Origin of the sequence: Gryllotalpicola protaetiae (assembly GCF_003627055.1) — a bacterium.
GTDB lineage: Bacteria > Actinomycetota > Actinomycetes > Actinomycetales > Microbacteriaceae > Gryllotalpicola > Gryllotalpicola protaetiae.
In genome coordinates, this window is the sequence record NZ_CP032624.1 from 674,770 (window position 1) to 691,615 (window position 16,846).

The following is a 16,846-nucleotide window of genomic DNA, read 5'->3' on the forward strand; positions in this document are numbered from 1 at the left end:
CGCTACACCGTCTGGATGAGGCCGCCGTCGATCGTGAACTCCGCGCCCGTGATGTTGGCCGCGCGGTCGCTCGCGAGGAACAGCACCAGATCGGCGACCTCGCTCGGCAGGGTGAACCTGCCCGTCGCCGCGTCGGCGGCCGCGCCCGCCGCGACCTCGTCGGGCGTCAGGCCGGCCTTCGCGCCGACCGACTGCGCCACACCCCCTGCGCCCAGCCAGAGATCGGTGCGCACGGGACCCGGGCAGACGTCGTTGATGCGGATGCCGTGCCCTCCGACCTCTTTCGAGAGCGATTTCGCGAAGTTCGACAGCGCCGCCTTGCTCGCCGAGTAGTCGATCACGAGCGGGTCCGCGAGCTTCGCGTTGACGCTGGACACGTTGACGATCACGCCCTGGCCGCGCTCGATCATGCCGGGCAGCACCGCTCGCGCGGCCCGGATCGCGGCGAACAGGTTCAGGTTCACCGACTGCTGCCACTCCTCCTCGGTGACGTCGAGGAAACCGCCGAGGCGGGTCTTCGCGAAGCCGACGTTGTTGACGAGGATGTCAACGGGGGCGTCGGCCGCGGCAACGAGCTGCGCCGGCCCGTCGGCGGTGCCGAGGTCGACCTCGACCACCTTCGCCCGCCCGGTCGCGACGAGCTTCTCGAGCTCGTCTGAGGAGTGCCGCGCGCCCGCGACCACCGTCGCGCCCTCGCCGACGAACGCCTCGGCGATCGCGAGGCCGATGCCCTTACTCGCTCCCGTGACGACGACCGTGCGACCCTCAAGCCCGAGTTCCATGGGCACAACGTATTGGTACGACGGCACCCGTGTCATCAGTCGGTCGACTCGCGGGGTGCGCTCGCGTACGGGCGGCAATCTTCGACGACACGCCGCGTGGGCCGCGCGACACGCCGGCGCATCCCGAGGTGTGCACGCAGGGGGTGGCGGTCGACGGGTCATCGAGGCATGATCACCGTGTCCGCGGGTCCGACGGCAGGGGTGCGCATGACCGAGCTTCGCTCGGCGCTGTACGGCGCGAGCTTCGAGATGTCCGGCATCCGTGATCGCGGAGAGCGCCGCGCCGCGATCGCCGAGGCCCTCGGGCAACTCATTCCGAGCGACAGCACGGGGTGGGTCGCCTGGTCGGCCGAGGCTCCGGCGATCATCGCGCGCTGGCCCGAGAACGCGGCGGCGCAGCGCACCCTCGGCGGCCACATCGCGAGCCTCGCTCACCCGGTGCTGCGCGCCATCCGCGCAGGCCGCGGCCTGGAGCCGATGCGGCTCTCCGACCTGACCGACACCACGGGCAGCCGGCGCAGTGCCGTGCTCGACGACCTCTATCGGGTGATGGGAGCTCGGCACCAGCTGACCTTCCCGGCGCTGCGCGCGCCGGACGGGTCGTTCTCGACCTGGGCGCTGCATCGGGCATCCGTCGACTTCGACGATGACGAACTCGCGCTCGCCGCCCACGTCGCCCCACTGCTGTCGCTCGTCGAGCGAGGCGCGTGGCGCTCGACCTCCAGTGCGGCGAGCGACGTGCTCACCGCACGTGAGTGCGGCATCCTGCGCCTGCTCGCCGACGGCCTGACGACGGCTCAGATCGGCTACGTCGAGCGCATCAGCGCACGCACCGCGGCCAAGCACATCGAGCACATCTACGCGAAGCTCGACGTGCACGACCGGGCGAGCGCGACCCGCGCCGCCGCGCGGCTGGGGCTGCTCGCGCCCTGATCAGGTACGCAGTTCTCCGGATGCCGGTCGAAAAGCGTCTCGGCGACGATCGCGGCATGGCAGAACCCCAGGACACCCCCGAGTGGCACGCGCACGTGATCGAGCAGTTCCGGCGAACCGGCGGGACCACCGAGCACTACGGCCGCGCCCTCGTGCTGCTGCACCACCGCGGCGCGCGGACGAGAGCCGAACGGATCACGCCGATCGTCGGCATCCCTGACGGCGACGGCTGGCTCGCCGCCGCCTCGTGGCGCGGCGCTGCCGTCAGCCCCGCCTGGTTCCGCAATGTGCTGGCGCACCCGGACGTGGAGCTAGAGACGCCCGACGACGGCACCGTAGCGGTGCGCGCCACACAGCTGACCGGCGTCGAGCGGGATGCCGCCTGGGCCCGATTCACCGCACTGTCGCCCCTGTTCGCGCAGTATCAGGCGCGCACGACTCGTCTCATCCCGCTGCTCAGGCTCTCGCGCCGCTGAGCGACGACGTGACCCGCTGGCGGTGGTCGATCAGCCCCATCACGAGCGTGAGCACGACGAGCCCGAACGAGATCGCGAAGCCTGAGAGCACGCCCGCGTGGTACTGCGAGATCGGCGCGTGCTGGCCTGAGCGCACGTCGCGGAAGAACACCGCGCTGATCGCCGCCAGGCCGACGGCTGTGCCCAGGCGCTGCCCCAGCTGCTGGATCGACCCGGCCACGGAGCCCTCCTCACGTGGCACGTCGGCGAGCGTGAGCGTCTGGTTGGGCGAGATCACGAGCCCTCCCCCGATGCCGCCGACGAGCATCGCGCCGGCCATCGGCCACTCGCTGAGGTGCGGGGGCGTCAGGGTGGCGGCGGCCGCGAGGCCGGCGACGGCGAGCGCCACGATCGCGGTTCCCACGATGACGAGCGACCGCCCGAAGCGCCGCACGAGCTTCCCGCCGTACCAGGCAGCGGCGGCGGAACTGAGCGCGAACGGCACCGTCGCGAGGGCGGCGAGCAGTGGGGTCGCGCCGAGTCCCTCCTGCAGATAGAGCGTCGTGACGAGGAAGGTCGCCGGCATCCCCGCGAAGTACAGCGCGGCGATCGCCGTGCCGTTGCGATACGAAGTGAGCCGAAAGAGGTCGAGGTGCACGACGGGCGACTTGCCGCGCGCGGCATACGCGCGCTCCCAGAACAGGAAGGCGGTGCCGAACGCCACGCCGCCGATCAGCCAGAGCCACCGTGTCGGGTCGTCACCCTGGCCCCCCGAGGTGAGCAGGAACGGCAGCATCAGGCAGAAGACGGCCGCGCCGAGCAGGGCGAGGCCGGGGAAATCGAGCTCCGTGTCGGGCGACGCGTCCTGCTTCTTGGGCAAGAGGCGCAGCGCGAACAGCAGCGCGGCCGCGCCGCACGGCACGTTCAGCCAGAACAGCAGCCGCCACCCGTCGGTCTCGCCGCCCAGCGCGATGAGCAGCCCGCACAGCGTCGGGCCGAGCGCAGTGCCGACTCCGACCATCGCGCCGAACAACCCGAAGGCGGTCGGCCTGTCCTCAGGCCCGAACAGCTGCTGGATCAGCCCCAGCACCTGCGGCATCAGCATGCCGGCCGCCGCGCCCTGAACCAGCCGGGTCGCGGTCAGCCACACGTCGCTCTGCGCCAGCGCGCACGCGGCACTCGCGAGCGCGAACGCCGCCAACCCGATGAGGAACATCTTGCGCCGCGACCGCATGTCGCCGAGGCGCCCTGACGGCACGAGCGACAGCCCGAATGCGAGCGCGTAGCCAGCGACGACGAGCTGCAACTGCGCCGACGACGCGTTCAGCCCCTTCTGAATCGACGGCAGCGCTACATTCACGCCCGACAGATCGAGGATCGTCAGCGCACCGGCCGCGATGCACACCCAGAAGGCGCGCCACCGCGCGGTCTGCGAGAGGTCGCCCGGGCCGGCGTCGCGAGCAGAGTTGGTCTTCTTGTCGGTGAAAGCCACGCGGTGAGGCTAGATCGGCGGCCGCACGATCAGAACCGGGTTGACGGATGCCGCCGCCGGCGACACCCGACCCGGCGGCCGTGTCATGTCAGCGGCGCCGCCGCGCCGTCGCGCGCACCTGGTCGCGCGCGAGCTGCACGGCTTCCTTCAGGCTGGCGGCGTCATATGCCCCGTAGTGCCGCTGGCCGTTGATGAAGAACGTCGGGGTGCCGGATGCCCCGCTCAGGTCTGCGCTCGCGACGTCGTCGTTGACGCGTCCGCGGTGCGTGCGGGCGCGCAGCTCGTCGGCCGCGCCTTCGCCGTCGATGCCGAGCTGCTCGAGGAAGCCGACCAGCTGGGGCGCCGCGAGTCTGTCCTGGTGGGCGAGCAGCAGGTCGTGCAGTTCCCAGAACCGGTCGGCGTGGGCGGCGATCTCCGACGCCTCCGCGGCGAGCGCGGCGTGCGGATGCACTTCGGTGAGCGGCAGGTGCCGCCACACGAAGCGCACGTCCTCTGCGGCGATGAGCTCGCGCACCGAATGCTCGGCGCGGCCGCAGTGCGGGCACTCGAAGTCGCCGTACTCGACCACTGTGACGACGGCGTTCTGCGAGCCCCTGATGTGGTCGCGCCGCTCGTCGACCGCCGGCATCAGGTCGACGCCGTCCTGCGCGTCGCCGAGCAGCGCGCGCACCCGGCGCTGCTCCGGCAGCCGCGAGGTCGCGCGGACGATGACCCAGGTGAGGCCCGTCGAGATCGCCGAGCCCGCGAGCAGGGCGATCTTCGCCTCGCCGAGCACCGGCCCGGTGAAGGCGAGCGTCGCGACGAGGACGGCGACCGTGAACCCGACGCCGGCGATCGTCCCGCTGCCGGCGACGGCGCTCCAGCCGACCGGCGGACGCAGGCGGCCGCCCGACAGACGCGCGAGCAGGGCGGTCGACCCGATCACCGCGACCGGCTTGCCCACGACGTAGGCGACGACGATGCCGATCACGATCGGCGAGGCGATCGCCGCGCGGGCGAACTCGGCGTCGATGCGCACCCCCGCGTTGGCCAGCGCGAACAGCGGGACGATCACGAACCCCGCCCACGGGTGCAGCCGCGTCTGCAGCCGCTCGTTCGGCGAAGTGGTGCCGACGAGCGTCGCCGCGGCAACCTGCGCGAGCCGCGAGGTCGGCTGCTCGCGGAAGCTGCGGAAGATGCCGCTCGCATGCTCGAGGCGCTCACGGTCGGGCGTGTAGGCGGGCGCGACGAGCCCGATCGCGAGGCCGACGACGATCGGGTCGATGCCGGACGCCTCGACGAACGCCCACGTCGCGACCCCGAGCAGGAGGAGCGCCGGCCCCGGCATCCGCGCCCATCGCATCAGCCCTGCGAAGAGCGCGAAGCAGGCGATGCCGACCACGAGCGGAATCACCTGAACGGCTCCGCTGTAGACGACCGCGATGATCACGAGGGCGAGCAGGTCGTCGACGATGAACACGGTGACGAGGAAGGTGCGCACCTGCTCGGGCAGCCGGCGGGAGACGGCGGCGAGCAGGCCGAGCGCGAGAGCGGTGTCGGTCGACATCGCGGCGCCCCAGCCGCGCGCGCCGCCCGAGTGCAAGTTGAACAGCAGGAAGATCGCGATCGGCAGCGCCATGCCGGCGACGCCCGCCGTGAACGGCACGATCAGCTGCCGCCGCTCGCGCAGCGCCCCCAGGTCGAACTCGCGCCGCGCCTCGAGCCCGACGACGAGGAAGAACAGCGTCATGAGACCCTGCGTCACCCACTCGCGCAAGCTGAGTTCGAAGCTCGCAGGGCCGAGATGGATGCCGAACTCGGCGCCCCACGCGGCCGTGTAGCTGCCCGGTGCGACGTTGATCCAGACGAGCGCCGCGACGATCGCGCCGACGAGCACGATCGAGCTCGCGGCCTCGGTCTCGGCGAACCGGCTGAGCTGCATCGCGAGACTGCGCGACCACACGGTGCGATCGGTAGACGTCACGTTCTCATCGTCGCAGAACAGCGCGCCACGTGGCTCTTCGCGGGCGGCCCGCGCCCCGCTAGCCTCGGAACCATGGCAGAGGGCGATCGCATCCCGCTGGACGCGCAGAGCGTCGACGCGCCGCTGTCGCGGTTCGCGGTGTTCCTGGTGGTGACCGTCGACGCCTCGGACAGCGCGCTCGAGCAGGTGCGCGACGTCGTGACCGAGATCGACGACCTGATCAAGACGGTCGGCTTCCGCGACCTCGCAGCACACCTGTCATGCGTCGTCGGCATCGGCTCCACCCTCTGGGACCGACTCAGCCCGCGGGCGCGGCCCTCAGAGCTGCATCCGTTCCCGGTGATCGCCGGCGCGCGGCACACGGCGCCCTCGACGCCCGGCGACCTGCTCTTCCACATCCGCGCAGACCGCGCCGACCTGGTCTTCGAGTTCGAACGACTGCTGCTCGACTCCCTGCGCGGGGCCGTGACGGTGGCCAGCGAAACGCAGGGGTTCCGCTACTTCGACGCGCGCGACGTGCTCGGCTTCGTCGACGGCACGGCGAACCCCGTCGGCGCCGAGCTCGCCGGGGCCGTGCTCATCGGCGACGAGGACCCCGACTTCGCGGGCGGCAGCTACGTCGTCGTGCAGAAGTACCTGCACGACCTCGACACCTGGGCGAAGCTGTCGACCGAAGAGCAAGAGGCGGTCATCGGCCGCACCAAGCTCGACAACGTCGAGCTCGACGACGCCCCCGGCCCGCAGTTCGCGCACAAGACGCTGTCGACGATCGACGACGGGCACGGCGGCGAGCTCGACATCCTGCGCGACAACATGCCCTTCGGCCGACCAGGCCACGGCGAGTTCGGCACGTATTTCATCGGCTATTCGCGCGCGCTCTGGGTGATCGAGCGGATGCTGGAGCGCATGTTCATCGGCGAACCGGCCGGCTTCCACGACCGCATCCTCGACGTGTCGACCGCGCTCACCGGCACCACTTTCTTCGTGCCGTCGCGGCCGGTGCTCGTCGGGCTGGCAGATGGGGACGATGGCGGCGATGACGAGGCGGATGCCGGTGAGCCGGCCGCTCCCCCGGCATCCGCCGCTCTCGATGCCGCCGATGAGTCGCTCGGCATCGGTTCGCTTCGCCGCTCTGCTTCGGAAAGGACGACATCATGACCGGTCATCTGCTGCGCAGGCACGCTCCGATCACCGACGAGGTGTGGAAGCTCCTCGACGACGAGGCGAAGGAGCGGCTCACCGTCGCCCTCGGCGCACGGCACTTCGTCGACGTCGCAGGGCCGCTCGGCTGGCAGCACTCGGCCACGAATCTCGGCCGGGTCGGGCCGGCCGCGCCGCTCGGCGAGGGCGTCATCGGGCGCAGCCGGCGCGTGCTGCCGCTCACCGAGCTGCGCGCAGACTTCCAGCTGCCGCAGAACGAGTTGCTCGACGCCACCCGTGGCGCAGCCGATGTCGACCTGGGCAGCCTCGATCTGGCCGCCCACCGCATCGCGAGCGCCGAGAACGAGGCGGTGTTCCACGGCTGGGAAGCGGCGGGCATCGTCGGCATCATCCCGTCGTCGCCGCACGAGCCGCTGGTGCATGATCCCGGCGCGATCGGCTTCGAGACGGTCGCCGCGACGGCCGTCGCGACACTCAAGAGTGCCGGCATCGACGGCCCGTACGGCCTCGCGCTCTGCCCCGACGACTGGACCGCGGTCATCGAGGCGACCGACCGCGGCTACCCGCTGCTTCGGCACCTCGGCGACGTGCTCGAGGGGCCGATCGAGTGGATCCCCGGCATCCACGAGAGTGTTGTGCTGTCGACCCGCGGCGGCGACTGGCTGCTCGAGCTCGGCGAGGACCTGTCGCTCGGCTACGCGAGCCACACCGCCGAGTCGGTCAGCCTGTACCTGGAGGAGAGCCTGAGCTTCCGCGTCGCCACGCCGGAGGCCGCGGTCGCGATCCGCACCAGGACCTAGCGTGGCGGCTCTCAGAACCGGGCGACGAGTCGGCCGGTGACCTGGTTCGGGACCATCCAGCAGGTCACCGAGGATCACGCCGCCGTCGAGCTCGTCTCGCGGCACGGCAACGCAGTGCGCATGGTCGCGCCGCATCGACGAACGAACCGCCTGATCTACGACGTCACCGCCGACCAGGTGATCGTCCTGCAGGCGCGCGACCACTACTGACGAGCCCAGGGCACTAGGGGCCTCGGACAAATGCGTGATTCTGCGTATTTATCGCGATGGGTGCCGCGGGCAAGACTCAGAACATGCCAGCTACCGCGCTTCCGCCGAGCGGCGAATCGCCGCTGACCGACCTCAAGACCTGCGATGCGCGCGGGATGCTTGAGGTCCATCGCGCCTTCCGGAAGGGCTTCGACGAGGCCATCGGCCTCATCGACGGGGTCTCATCGGGCGACACCGCTCACGCCGACGTCGTCGCCCAGCAGCTCATGTTGATGTCCACCACCCTGCACGCCCATCACGAAAGCGAGGATGAGCACCTGTGGGACATGCTCGACCAGCGCGCACCATCCTGCGCCGCTCACGTCGGTCGGATGAAGGCGCAGCACGCGCAGATGGTCGTGCACCTGGAAGCCCTCAACCGTGCGCTGCCGGCTTGGCGAGCAAGCGCATCGGCGACCGACGCGGCACCGCTGCGCGCCGCGCTCCAAGGGGTGTCGGAATCCCTTGCCACGCACCTGCCTGATGAGGAAGCCAACATCGTCCCGGTTATCGAGCAGGTCGTCACCAAGAAGGAGATCGACTGGTTCGCCGAGCACGGCCGGAATTCGACCCCCAAGGGGCAGGGCTGGTACATGCTCGGCGCGATCATCTCCGCCCAGCCGGGCGGTGGCCGGGACTGGGTGAAGCAGAACCTGCCCGCTCCTGGCCGCCTCGCCTGGCGACTGGTCGGCGCTCCGCGCTATGCCAAGTACCGCGCCGCTCTGGAGGGCCGCAGCAGCTGAGAGGGAGCCCGGCTATTCGCGCAACTCGAACGGGACGATGCCGTGCTGCGTCCCGTTGATCTGCAGCTCGATGCCATGCTCGCCCGGGTAGTGGATCCGTGTCGTCATCTGGCGCAGCGCGTGCCGCTTCGCGACGTCGCCGCGTCCAGCTCGCCCTGCTCAACCATGTCTAGGAGGGGTAAAGACGTGCCACCGCTCAGCTCCACCTCCGCCCGTGGGAAACGCTCGTGGAATAGTGAGAGCAGATCAGGGACAACAGTTTCCTCGAGCTCACGCTCCAAGGCTCGTACCTGCTGACTGATCGACGGCTGCGATACATGCGCGCGAAACGCCGCACGGGTGAAGGACTTCTCCTCAGCCACGGCGACGAAGTACTCAAGCGCTCGAAGCTCCACGTGGTCACTAAGTCGTCACGGCCGATCTCCACCGCTTGGCATCTCCAGTGACGTTCCGAGGAAGCTCGAGCGGGATTCTCTCGTTCATCGCCGAGCGACCCGATAGCTCGTCACCGTGAGCGATGCAGGGTCCACGCCGGCCACGGTCACGTCGACCTGGTCGCCGTCGCGCAGATCGAAGCAGTTGTCCGATAGCCGCATTCCCGGAGTCGTGTGCTCGATGCGGACCTGATAGGCGTAGCCGCGGCTCGCGATCTGCAGACCGCCCCTCGTCCCGACGACGGAGAGCTCAGGCGTCGGCAGCTCCAGGGCGCCGACCTCGGCGAAGTGCTTCCGCGCGGCCGGGAAGACACCGGAGGGGCTCGACGCCCAGGCGTAGTGCCGCGCGTCGCGCGGCACCTCGATCGTCGGGATCTCGAGCACGCGAACGGACTGCCCCGTCTCGGCACGCCCGATCACCCGCCGGGTGGCGCGGTCGCTCCCGTCGAAGGCGCCGATCTCCACGTCGATGTCGACGTCGACGGCTTCGCGCGCGTTGTTCACGAGCCACAGCTCGAGGCCGCCGTCAGCCGTATCCGTGAAGCTCACCGCGACCGGTGCGCTCGCGCGCCTGGCCGCATAGTAGGCGGCCTTGGGCACGCCGTCGAAGTCGATGATCGACCAGCTGAAACCCGGCCAGACGTCGTTGAACTGCCACATCAGCGCACCCGCCGTCTCCGGCTGGCGGCGGCGGTAGTGCTCGATTCCGAACAGCATGCCCTCGGCCTGCGCCGCCTGTGTGAAGGCGATGTACTCGTCGATGCCCTGCGGCAGCCCGGTGGTCACGGCGAGCAGCTCGTCGCCCTTGTCCTTCGGGGTGTCCTTGTTGTGCAGGTCGAAGACGGGTGAGTGCACCTCCAGCTCGTCGCCGAGCCAGCGTTGCAGCGTCGCCCGCTCGGGGGCTGCGTGGATGCCGAACTCCGAGACGAAGCGCGCGGTGTCGTAGGCGTAGCGCCGCCAGTGCCGGGCATCACCGATCGTCGGGTACTCGTCGGGGCCGATGGTCATGCCGGGGATGACCATGCCGTGCCAGACCTCCCAGGTGTGGCGGTCGCCGTCGTCCGTGCCGTTGATCGAAAGGATGCCCTGGCCTTCGCCGTACGGACTGCCCGGCCAGTAGGGGGTGAGTCCATCGTGAGCGGCGACCGCAGCAGGCAGCGTCTCCATGAAGAAGTGCCAGCCCCAGTCGCCCTCGTCGACGCTCTGGTAGGCGGCGAGGTGCAGCACCTGCACCTCGTTGTTGCCGGCCCACAGGGCGAGGCTCGCCCGGTTGCGCAGGCGGCGCACCTGATAGGCGGCCTCGAGCTCGACCTCGCGCCGCAGCATCGCGTCGGCGTCGGGGTAGTCGACGCAGGCGAACATGAAGTCCTGCCACACGAGAACACCCAGCTCGTCGCAGGCGGCATAGAACGCGTCGTGCTCGTAGATGCCGCCGCCCCAGACGCGCAGCATGTTGAGGTTGCCCTCGCGGGCACGCAGCACGCGATCGCGCTGGGTCTGCGCGCTCACCGAGCCGACGAGGGTGCTCGCGGGCAGCCAGGCCGCCCCGCGGGCGAAGACCGGCACCCCGTTGAGCACGAACTGGAAGCGACGGGAGTCCGTCGTGCCACGGTCCAGTTCGATCGTGCGCAGGCCGATGCGGTCCGTCACTGTGTCGACGACCGCGTCACCCTCGCGCAATTCGACGGACGCCTCGTGCAGCACCGGTTCGCCGAGGTCGTGCGTCCACCACAGCTCGGGGTCGATGAGCTCGAACTCGGTCGTGCCTGCACCGTCCGCGCCGAGCCGCAGCTCGGTCTCGAAGGTGCGGCCGCTCGGCGCGGTGAGGCGGACGTGCGCGCTGCGGGTGGCCGCGGTCACGGCATCCGTCTCGACCCGGACCCGGACCGTCCCCGAGGCGTGGTCGGCCGCGAGCGAGGTGAGCGCGATGTGGTGGCCGGTGATGACGGTTACAGAAGAACGACAGACCCTCTCACAGAGCCGGGGCATGCACTGCGTCGACGAGCCCGGCAAGCTCAGGAAGTTTGGATGCCTCAGATAGTGCTTCTTCGAGGGCTCGGTCGTGGGTGGGACGTGCGTCTTCAAGGAGCGCCAGGCCTACGGCGGTCAGTTCGGTGTAGATGCCGCGACGGTCGTCGACGCAGAGGATCCGGGTGAGCAGGCCGCGGTCCTCGAGGCGGGTCACCAGGCGGGTCGTGGCACTGCTCGAGAGTGCGGCGGCGCGGGCGAGCTGCTGCATGCGCATGTGCCAGCCGTCCTGACGGCTGAGTGCGTCGAGCACGGTGAACTCGACAACGGAAAGCTGGTGCCTGGCCTGCAGCTCGCGCTCGAGCCTGGCCTCGATGAGCCCGTGGAGGGCGGCGAGCGTGCGCCACCCGCGCGAACGGACCTCCACCGCGTCGTCGGCAATACCCATGTGCGCCTCCTCCCGGGCGAGCCTTAGTCTATCAGCTTGCGCAGATAACAGGCGTGTGCAAACATATTCGTTGCGCTTGCAATTAATGCACACGCGCTTTCTTGCGCACGCACAGCATAATCCACCATCTTCCAGGAAGGACCCCTCCATGCCCGCTGCCCTCTACGCCCTCGCACTCGGCGGCTTCGGCATCGGCCTGACGGAGTTCGTCATCATGGGCCTGCTGCCCGAGGTGGCCACCGACTTCGGCGTGACCGAGACCGTCGCCGGCTACCTCATCTCCGGCTACGCCCTCTCAGTCGCGGTCGGCGGCGTCGTGCTCACCGCACTCCTGCGGCGTGTCGACCGGAAGAAGGCGCTGCTCGGGCTGCTCATCCTCTTCATCGCCGGAAACCTGCTCTCCGCGGTCGCGCCCAGCTATGACCTCATGCTCATCGGCCGGATCATCGCCGCGCTGTGCCACGGCGCATTCTTCGGCATCGGCGCGGTCGTCGCCGCGGATCTGGTGCCGGAGAACAAGCGCGCGGCCGCCATCGCCGTGATGTTCACCGGCCTCACGGTCGCGAACGTCGCCGGAGTGCCGCTCGGCACCTTCCTCGGCCAGGCGGCGGGCTGGCGCTCGACTTTCTGGGCCATCACCGCGATCGGCGTGATCGCGTTCTTCGGCATCCTCGTGCTCGTCCCGGCAACCCCTGCGGACCACGGCGGACGCAGTGTGCTCGAGGAGTTCCGTATCTTCCGGAGCGTGCAGGTGTGGCTCTCCATGCTCGTCACGGTGCTCGGCTACGGCGGCATGTTCGGCGCGTTCAGCTACATCGCGTTCACGCTCACCGAGGTCGGGGGATTCGCCTCATCCACGGTGCCGTGGCTGCTCGTCCTCTTCGGCGTCGGACTGTTCGCCGGCAACCTGCTCGGCGGCCGCTTCGCCGACCGCAACCTCGTGACCACGCTCATCGTGCTCATGGCCGCCCTGACGGTCATCCTCGCCGGCTTCGCCCTCACCGCCGGTTCCAAGCCGGCGACGCTGGCCGCGCTCGTGCTCATGGGCGGCTTCGGCTTCGCCACGGTGCCCGGACTGCAGATGCGGATCATGAACCACGCCGCCGACGCCCCCACGCTGGCGTCGGGCGCGAACATCGCCGCGTTCAACATCGGCAACGCCTTCGGCGCATGGGTCGGCGGTCTGACGCTGGCCGCGGGCCTCGGCTACACCTCGCCGTTGTGGGCCGGCGCCGCCGTCACCCTCGCCGGGCTCGTCGCCTACCTCATCGCAGCCCGAGTACGCGGCGGCGAGCTCGCGAAATCCCCGGCGCTCGCCCGCTAGACCAGCCACCGCCACTCACTCCCACCCCGTCACAATCGAGAGGAATCCCATGTCCACGATCCCCACGATCACCCTGAACAACGGCGTGAGCATGCCGCAGCTCGGCTTCGGCGTCTTCCAGGTGCCCGACGACCAGGCCCAGCAGGCCGTCGAGACCGCCCTTGAGGCCGGCTACCGCAGTATCGACACCGCCGCCATCTACGGCAACGAGCGCGGCGTCGGCCGGGCGCTCGCCGCAGCGGGCCTGCCTCGCAACGAGGTCTTCGTCACCACCAAGCTGTGGACCGACGACCTCGGCGCCGGCCGCGCCCGCACCGCGCTCGAAGCGAGCCTCGACCGCCTCGGCCTCGAGCGCGTCGACCTGTACCTGATCCACTGGCCGGCACCGGCCACCGATGCCTACCTCGAGACCTGGCAGGAGTTCGCCGGTCTCGTCGAGACGGGCCTGACTCGTGTGATCGGGGTCTCCAACTTCCTTCCAGAGCATCTGGAGCGCGTGGCCGGGCTCGGGGGCGTGATCCCTGCCGTCAACCAGATCGAGTTGCATCCTGCCCTGCAGAACCGCGAGACCGTCGCCGCGAACGCCCACCACGGGATCGCGACCGAGGCCTGGAGCCCGCTGGCCCAGGGGGCGGTGCTCGATGAGCAGGCCGTCACCCAGGCGGCAGCCGCGCACCGGGTCACGCCGGCCCAGGTGGTGCTGCGCTGGCACTTGCAGCACGGCAACATCGTGATCCCGAAGTCCGTGACGCCTGCCCGGATCGCAGCGAACCTCGACGTGTTCAGCTTCGATCTCACGGGCGAGGAGATCGCAGGGATCGACGCGCTCGAGCGCGACGGCCGCACCGGTCCGCACCCGGCCGCGTTCAACGGCTGACCGGAGCGAGCACAGCAATGGCACGACCAGGTCACTCAAACCGGCCTGTCGATCGACCAGACACCTACATCCCGTCGCCCGACCGCAGGAAGTTCAGCCGATAGCGGCTCGGAGAGGCGCAGAGCTTCCGCCTCGTCGACCCATTTACCGGGATGTACGCCGCCAACCTCGACATCAGACCCGACGCAGCCAAAGGCGAGGTTCCTGACATCGTCTTTGGTAAAGGAATCGTCCTGAAGCAGGGATCCCTGCACCGGTCGCGTCCTCGCCGGCCTCAAGCGCCCGAGCGACAAGCCGGAACACCGCCGCGACACCGCTTGATCGAAGACTCCTCGAACAACGCGTCGGGGACATGCCAGCATCGCTCGAATAGCCAGCACGAAGGAAGCTCCTGGGTGACCACCCAGGGGCTTCCTTCGTCTCCGAGTCTTCAGGACAGCCCAGTGCTCCGCGATCAGGATTCGAACCTGAACTTAACGGCTCCAAAGGCCGTCGTGCTGCCGTTACACCATCGCGGAATGGCGGTCTAAGTCTGCCATCTCGGGCGCCGATAAGCTGACCGCATGCCCGCCCCGCAGGACGAAGTCGACCGCATCGTCGACGCCTGGCTGCGCGAACGCCCCGACCTCGATTTCACGCCGCTGCAGGTGCTCTCGCGAGTCGACCGGCTCTCTCGCCACCTCGAGGCGGCACGCAAGCAGGCGTTCACCCGCTCGAGCCTGCAGTCGTGGGAGTTCGACGTGCTCGCCGCCCTGCGCCGCGCCGGCGCGCCCTATCAGCTCTCGCCGAAGGCACTGCTGCAGCAGACACTGGTTTCCTCAGGCACGATGACGAACCGCATCGACCGGCTCGTCGAGCGTGGCTTCGTTCAGCGATCGAGCGACCCGGCCGACGGTCGCGGGGTACTGGTGCGGATGACGCGCTCGGGGCTCACGCACGTCGATGCGGCCATCACGCGCCTGGTCGACGCCGAGGCAGGCATCCTGAACAATCTCGGCGCAGCCGACCGCAGCCGTCTCTCGACGCTGCTGCGCAAGCTCACCGTCGATTTCGACGAGTCGGCGAAGTAGCCGGCCCTACACGTCAACCGGCTCGAGGCGCGCGGCGCGGCGCGCGGCAGCGGCGAGGTCCTCGAGCAGTGCGGCGGTGTCGTCCCACCCGATGCAGGCGTCGGTGATCGACTTGCCGTAGACGAGGCCGGCGAGCCCGGCATCCGTCAGCTTCTGCGCGCCGGGCTCGATGAAGCTCTCGACCATGACGCCCGCGATCGGCTCGCCGTCGGCGATCTGCGCGGCGAGCTCGTGCGCGACCTCGAGCTGGCGGATGTGGCTCTTGCCGCTGTTCGCGTGGCTCGCGTCGACGATGATGCGCGGCGAGAGGCCGGCGCGCGCGAGCAGCCGCGCCGAGTGGATCACATTGTGGGTGCCGTAGTTCGGCCCGAAGCGGCCGCCACGCAGGATGATGTGGCCCGCGTTGTTGCCGCGCGTCGTGACGACCGAGGCGCGGCCGTCGTCGTCGATGCCGAAGGTGGTGTGCTGTTGGGCCGCCACCGTGACGCCGTCGATCGCGACCTGAACGTCGCCGTCTGTGGCGTTCTTGAAGCCGATCGGCATGCCGAGGCCCGAGGCCATCTGGCGGTGGATCTGGCTCTCGGTCGTGCGCGCCCCGATGGCACCCCACGCGACCAGGTCGGAGATGTAGGAGGGGCTGACCGGCTCGAGGAACTCGGTGCCGGTCGGCAGGCCGAGCTCGACGATGTCGAGCAGCAGCTTGCGGGCGACGCGCAGGCCGGTCGCGATGTCGTGCGTGCCGTTCAGCTGCGGGTCGTTGATGAGGCCCTTCCACCCGCCGGTCGAACGCGGCTTCTCGAAGTACACGCGCATCACGATCAGCACGTCGTCCTTGAGCTTCTCGGCGATCGGCGCGAGGCGCCGCGCGTAGTCGAGGGCCGCCGCGGGGTCGTGCACACTGCACGGGCCGACGACGACGAGCAGGCGGTCGTCCTGCTCCTGCATGATCGCGTCGATCTCGGCACGGTGCCGGGCGATGCGAGCGGATGCCTCAGGGCTGATCGGCAGCTCGGCCTTGAGCTGGTTCGGGGTGGGCAGCGGCTCGAAGGTCGCCGCGCCGAGGTCGTTGGACATCTGGTTCCTCTTCTCCCTTCCCGGCGGAAGGCCCGCAGCCCCGCCTAGAAAGACGAATGGCAGAGATCGAAGTCTCTGCCGGGCTGAAGGTGGGGTTCTGGTTGTCTCAGAGAGCCGGCACCTCAGCCGGGGACTCATAGACATACCAGAAGCGGTTCATGCCGCTGAGGTTATCACGGTGCGCACGGTACGGCTTCGCGGCGTGTCCCCTGGCGGCACGAGCACACCGTGACCACTATGGGGGCCATGTCCACTGATGTCGGCGGCGAGTGGAACCGCGACGCCGCCTACCACCCCTGGATCCAGCGCATCGCGGCGGAGCACGCCGGCGACGTGCTCGACGTGGGCTGCGGCGACGGGCTGCTCGCACAGCGGCTGGCGGAGGTCTCGCGTTCCGTCATCGGCATCGACAAGGACCCCGTCGCGATCGCGCAGGCGCACAAGCGGCTCTGCATGGTGCCGAACACGGACGCCGCCGTGTCGGAGTTCGGCACGGAATGGGGCCTCGTCCCCGGCAGCTACGACGTCGTCACGATGGTGTCTGCATTGCACGAGCTACCGCTCGTCCCGACACTCGAGCGCGTCGTCGACCTGCTGAAGCCGGGCGGCACGCTCGTGGTCGTCGGAGTGACCGCGCCGGCGACGGTCGTCGACCGGGCGGTGGAATGGGCGTCGGTTCCCTACTCGCGTGCCCTCGAGCTCTTCTATACCTGGCGCGGCATGTATCGGCCAGAGTTCGCGTCGGCGCAACCGGCGAAGCCCGCCTATTCCTTCGCAGATGTGGCGGACGCCGCGGCCGAACTGCTGCCGGGGGCGGAGCTGCACCGCGGGCTGCTCGGCCGGTATCGCCTGCGGTGGGCGAAGCCGGTGACGGTGGCCGCCCCGGAGGCCGAGCTCGGGGCGATGGCGGCCGCGGCGATCCAGGACAGACCGGACGGCGAATCCCTCGATGAGCAGGACGCGCACGTGCTCGCCCGCGACGACGTCGACGAGCTGTCGCACCTGTTCGACCAGACGCGCGAAGTGCCGACGATCGAGCCCGGGCCCGTGCGCCGCAGCGCCTAACCTCGAGT

At 69.9% G+C, this 16,846-nt stretch carries 17 protein-coding genes and 1 tRNA gene; 10 read left to right on the forward strand and 8 right to left on the reverse strand.

The genetic code is table 11. The annotated features are described in order from the left end of the window. Positions 1-2: 2 nt before the first annotated feature. Positions 3-782 carry an SDR family NAD(P)-dependent oxidoreductase gene (locus D7I44_RS03395; protein ID WP_120788193.1) on the reverse strand — a complete coding sequence of 260 codons (780 nt, stop codon included), beginning with the start codon at positions 780-782 and terminating at the stop codon, positions 3-5. Positions 783-989: 207 nt separating this feature from the next. Here D7I44_RS03395 and D7I44_RS03400 point away from each other — a divergent pair, with 207 nt between their 5' ends. Together D7I44_RS03400 and D7I44_RS03405 are read left to right on the forward strand one after the other, a co-directional pair. Continuing rightward, the gene (locus D7I44_RS03400) at positions 990-1,715 is read left to right on the forward strand and encodes a helix-turn-helix transcriptional regulator (RefSeq protein WP_162940029.1); all 726 of its coding nucleotides are present in this window, start codon (positions 990-992) and stop codon (positions 1,713-1,715) included. Between the two features lie 56 nt (positions 1,716-1,771). After that, positions 1,772-2,191: a nitroreductase/quinone reductase family protein gene (locus D7I44_RS03405; RefSeq protein ID WP_120790775.1), complete on the forward strand. Its 420-nt coding sequence runs from the start codon at positions 1,772-1,774 to the stop codon at positions 2,189-2,191. On the opposite strand, the gene D7I44_RS03410 is transcribed toward D7I44_RS03405, so the two are convergent. Both D7I44_RS03410 and D7I44_RS03415 read right to left on the reverse strand, forming a co-directional pair. Continuing rightward, entirely contained in the window at positions 2,172-3,662 is a 1,491-nt protein-coding gene (locus tag D7I44_RS03410; RefSeq protein WP_120788195.1) for an MFS transporter, read from the reverse strand. The genes D7I44_RS03405 and D7I44_RS03410 overlap by 20 nt on opposite strands. A gap of 88 nt (positions 3,663-3,750) precedes the next feature. Beyond that, positions 3,751-5,625 carry a Na+/H+ antiporter NhaA gene (locus tag D7I44_RS03415; RefSeq protein WP_220093825.1) on the reverse strand — a complete coding sequence of 625 codons (1,875 nt, stop codon included), beginning with the start codon at positions 5,623-5,625 and terminating at the stop codon, positions 3,751-3,753. 72 nt (positions 5,626-5,697) lie between these two features. Here D7I44_RS03415 and D7I44_RS03420 point away from each other — a divergent pair, with 72 nt between their 5' ends. Genes D7I44_RS03420 through D7I44_RS03430 form a run of 4 tightly spaced genes read left to right on the forward strand, consistent with a single transcriptional unit; the run spans position 5,698 to position 8,578 of the window. Further along, positions 5,698-6,783: a Dyp-type peroxidase gene (locus tag D7I44_RS03420; RefSeq protein WP_120788196.1), complete on the forward strand. Its 1,086-nt coding sequence runs from the start codon at positions 5,698-5,700 to the stop codon at positions 6,781-6,783. After that, the gene (locus D7I44_RS03425) at positions 6,780-7,586 is read left to right on the forward strand and encodes a family 1 encapsulin nanocompartment shell protein (RefSeq protein ID WP_120788197.1); all 807 of its coding nucleotides are present in this window, start codon (positions 6,780-6,782) and stop codon (positions 7,584-7,586) included. Before D7I44_RS03420 ends, D7I44_RS03425 begins: the two co-directional genes overlap by 4 nt. Positions 7,587-7,622: 36 nt before the next feature. Beyond that, positions 7,623-7,796, forward strand: a complete 174-nt coding sequence (locus tag D7I44_RS18015) for a type II toxin-antitoxin system YoeB family toxin (RefSeq protein ID WP_162940030.1) — start codon at positions 7,623-7,625, stop codon at positions 7,794-7,796. Positions 7,797-7,852: 56 nt separating this feature from the next. Then, entirely contained in the window at positions 7,853-8,578 is a 726-nt protein-coding gene (locus tag D7I44_RS03430) for a hemerythrin domain-containing protein (protein ID WP_245979976.1), read from the forward strand. Positions 8,579-8,682: 104 nt separating this feature from the next. On the opposite strand, the gene D7I44_RS18715 is transcribed toward D7I44_RS03430, so the two are convergent. From D7I44_RS18715 to D7I44_RS03445, 3 genes are all read right to left on the reverse strand, one after another. Beyond that, on the reverse strand, positions 8,683-8,973 hold the full coding sequence (locus D7I44_RS18715) for a helix-turn-helix domain-containing protein (protein WP_120788198.1): 291 nt from the start codon (positions 8,971-8,973) through the stop codon (positions 8,683-8,685). A gap of 84 nt (positions 8,974-9,057) precedes the next feature. Beyond that, positions 9,058-11,001, reverse strand: a complete 1,944-nt coding sequence (locus tag D7I44_RS03440; protein WP_120788199.1) for a glycoside hydrolase family 2 protein — start codon at positions 10,999-11,001, stop codon at positions 9,058-9,060. Further along, a complete protein-coding gene (locus D7I44_RS03445; RefSeq protein ID WP_120788200.1) occupies positions 10,985-11,428 on the reverse strand; it encodes a MarR family winged helix-turn-helix transcriptional regulator in 444 nt (147 codons plus the stop codon). The genes D7I44_RS03440 and D7I44_RS03445 overlap by 17 nt, the downstream gene beginning before the upstream one ends. A 148-nt stretch (positions 11,429-11,576) precedes the next feature. Here D7I44_RS03445 and D7I44_RS03450 point away from each other — a divergent pair, with 148 nt between their 5' ends. Beyond that, positions 11,577-12,752, forward strand: coding sequence for an MFS transporter (locus tag D7I44_RS03450; protein WP_120788201.1), 1,176 nt, complete (start codon positions 11,577-11,579; stop codon positions 12,750-12,752). Between the two features lie 49 nt (positions 12,753-12,801). Further along, positions 12,802-13,629, forward strand: coding sequence for an aldo/keto reductase (locus D7I44_RS03455; RefSeq protein ID WP_120788202.1), 828 nt, complete (start codon positions 12,802-12,804; stop codon positions 13,627-13,629). A gap of 446 nt (positions 13,630-14,075) precedes the next feature. Here the strand turns inward: D7I44_RS03455 and D7I44_RS03460 are convergent. Beyond that, positions 14,076-14,147 (reverse strand) — tRNA-Gln (locus D7I44_RS03460). A 45-nt stretch (positions 14,148-14,192) separates the two neighbouring features. On the opposite strand from D7I44_RS03460, the gene D7I44_RS03465 reads away from it, so the two are divergent. Further along, positions 14,193-14,699, forward strand: coding sequence for a MarR family winged helix-turn-helix transcriptional regulator (locus D7I44_RS03465; protein WP_120788203.1), 507 nt, complete (start codon positions 14,193-14,195; stop codon positions 14,697-14,699). 6 nt (positions 14,700-14,705) lie between these two features. On the opposite strand, the gene D7I44_RS03470 is transcribed toward D7I44_RS03465, so the two are convergent. Next, positions 14,706-15,773 (reverse strand): 3-deoxy-7-phosphoheptulonate synthase, encoded by a 1,068-nt coding sequence (locus D7I44_RS03470; protein ID WP_120788204.1) that lies wholly within the window; start codon positions 15,771-15,773, stop codon positions 14,706-14,708. Between the two features lie 246 nt (positions 15,774-16,019). Here D7I44_RS03470 and D7I44_RS03475 point away from each other — a divergent pair, with 246 nt between their 5' ends. Continuing rightward, complete coding sequence (locus D7I44_RS03475) at positions 16,020-16,838, forward strand: class I SAM-dependent methyltransferase (protein WP_162940031.1); 819 nt, start codon at positions 16,020-16,022, stop codon at positions 16,836-16,838. Positions 16,839-16,846 lie beyond the last annotated feature (8 nt).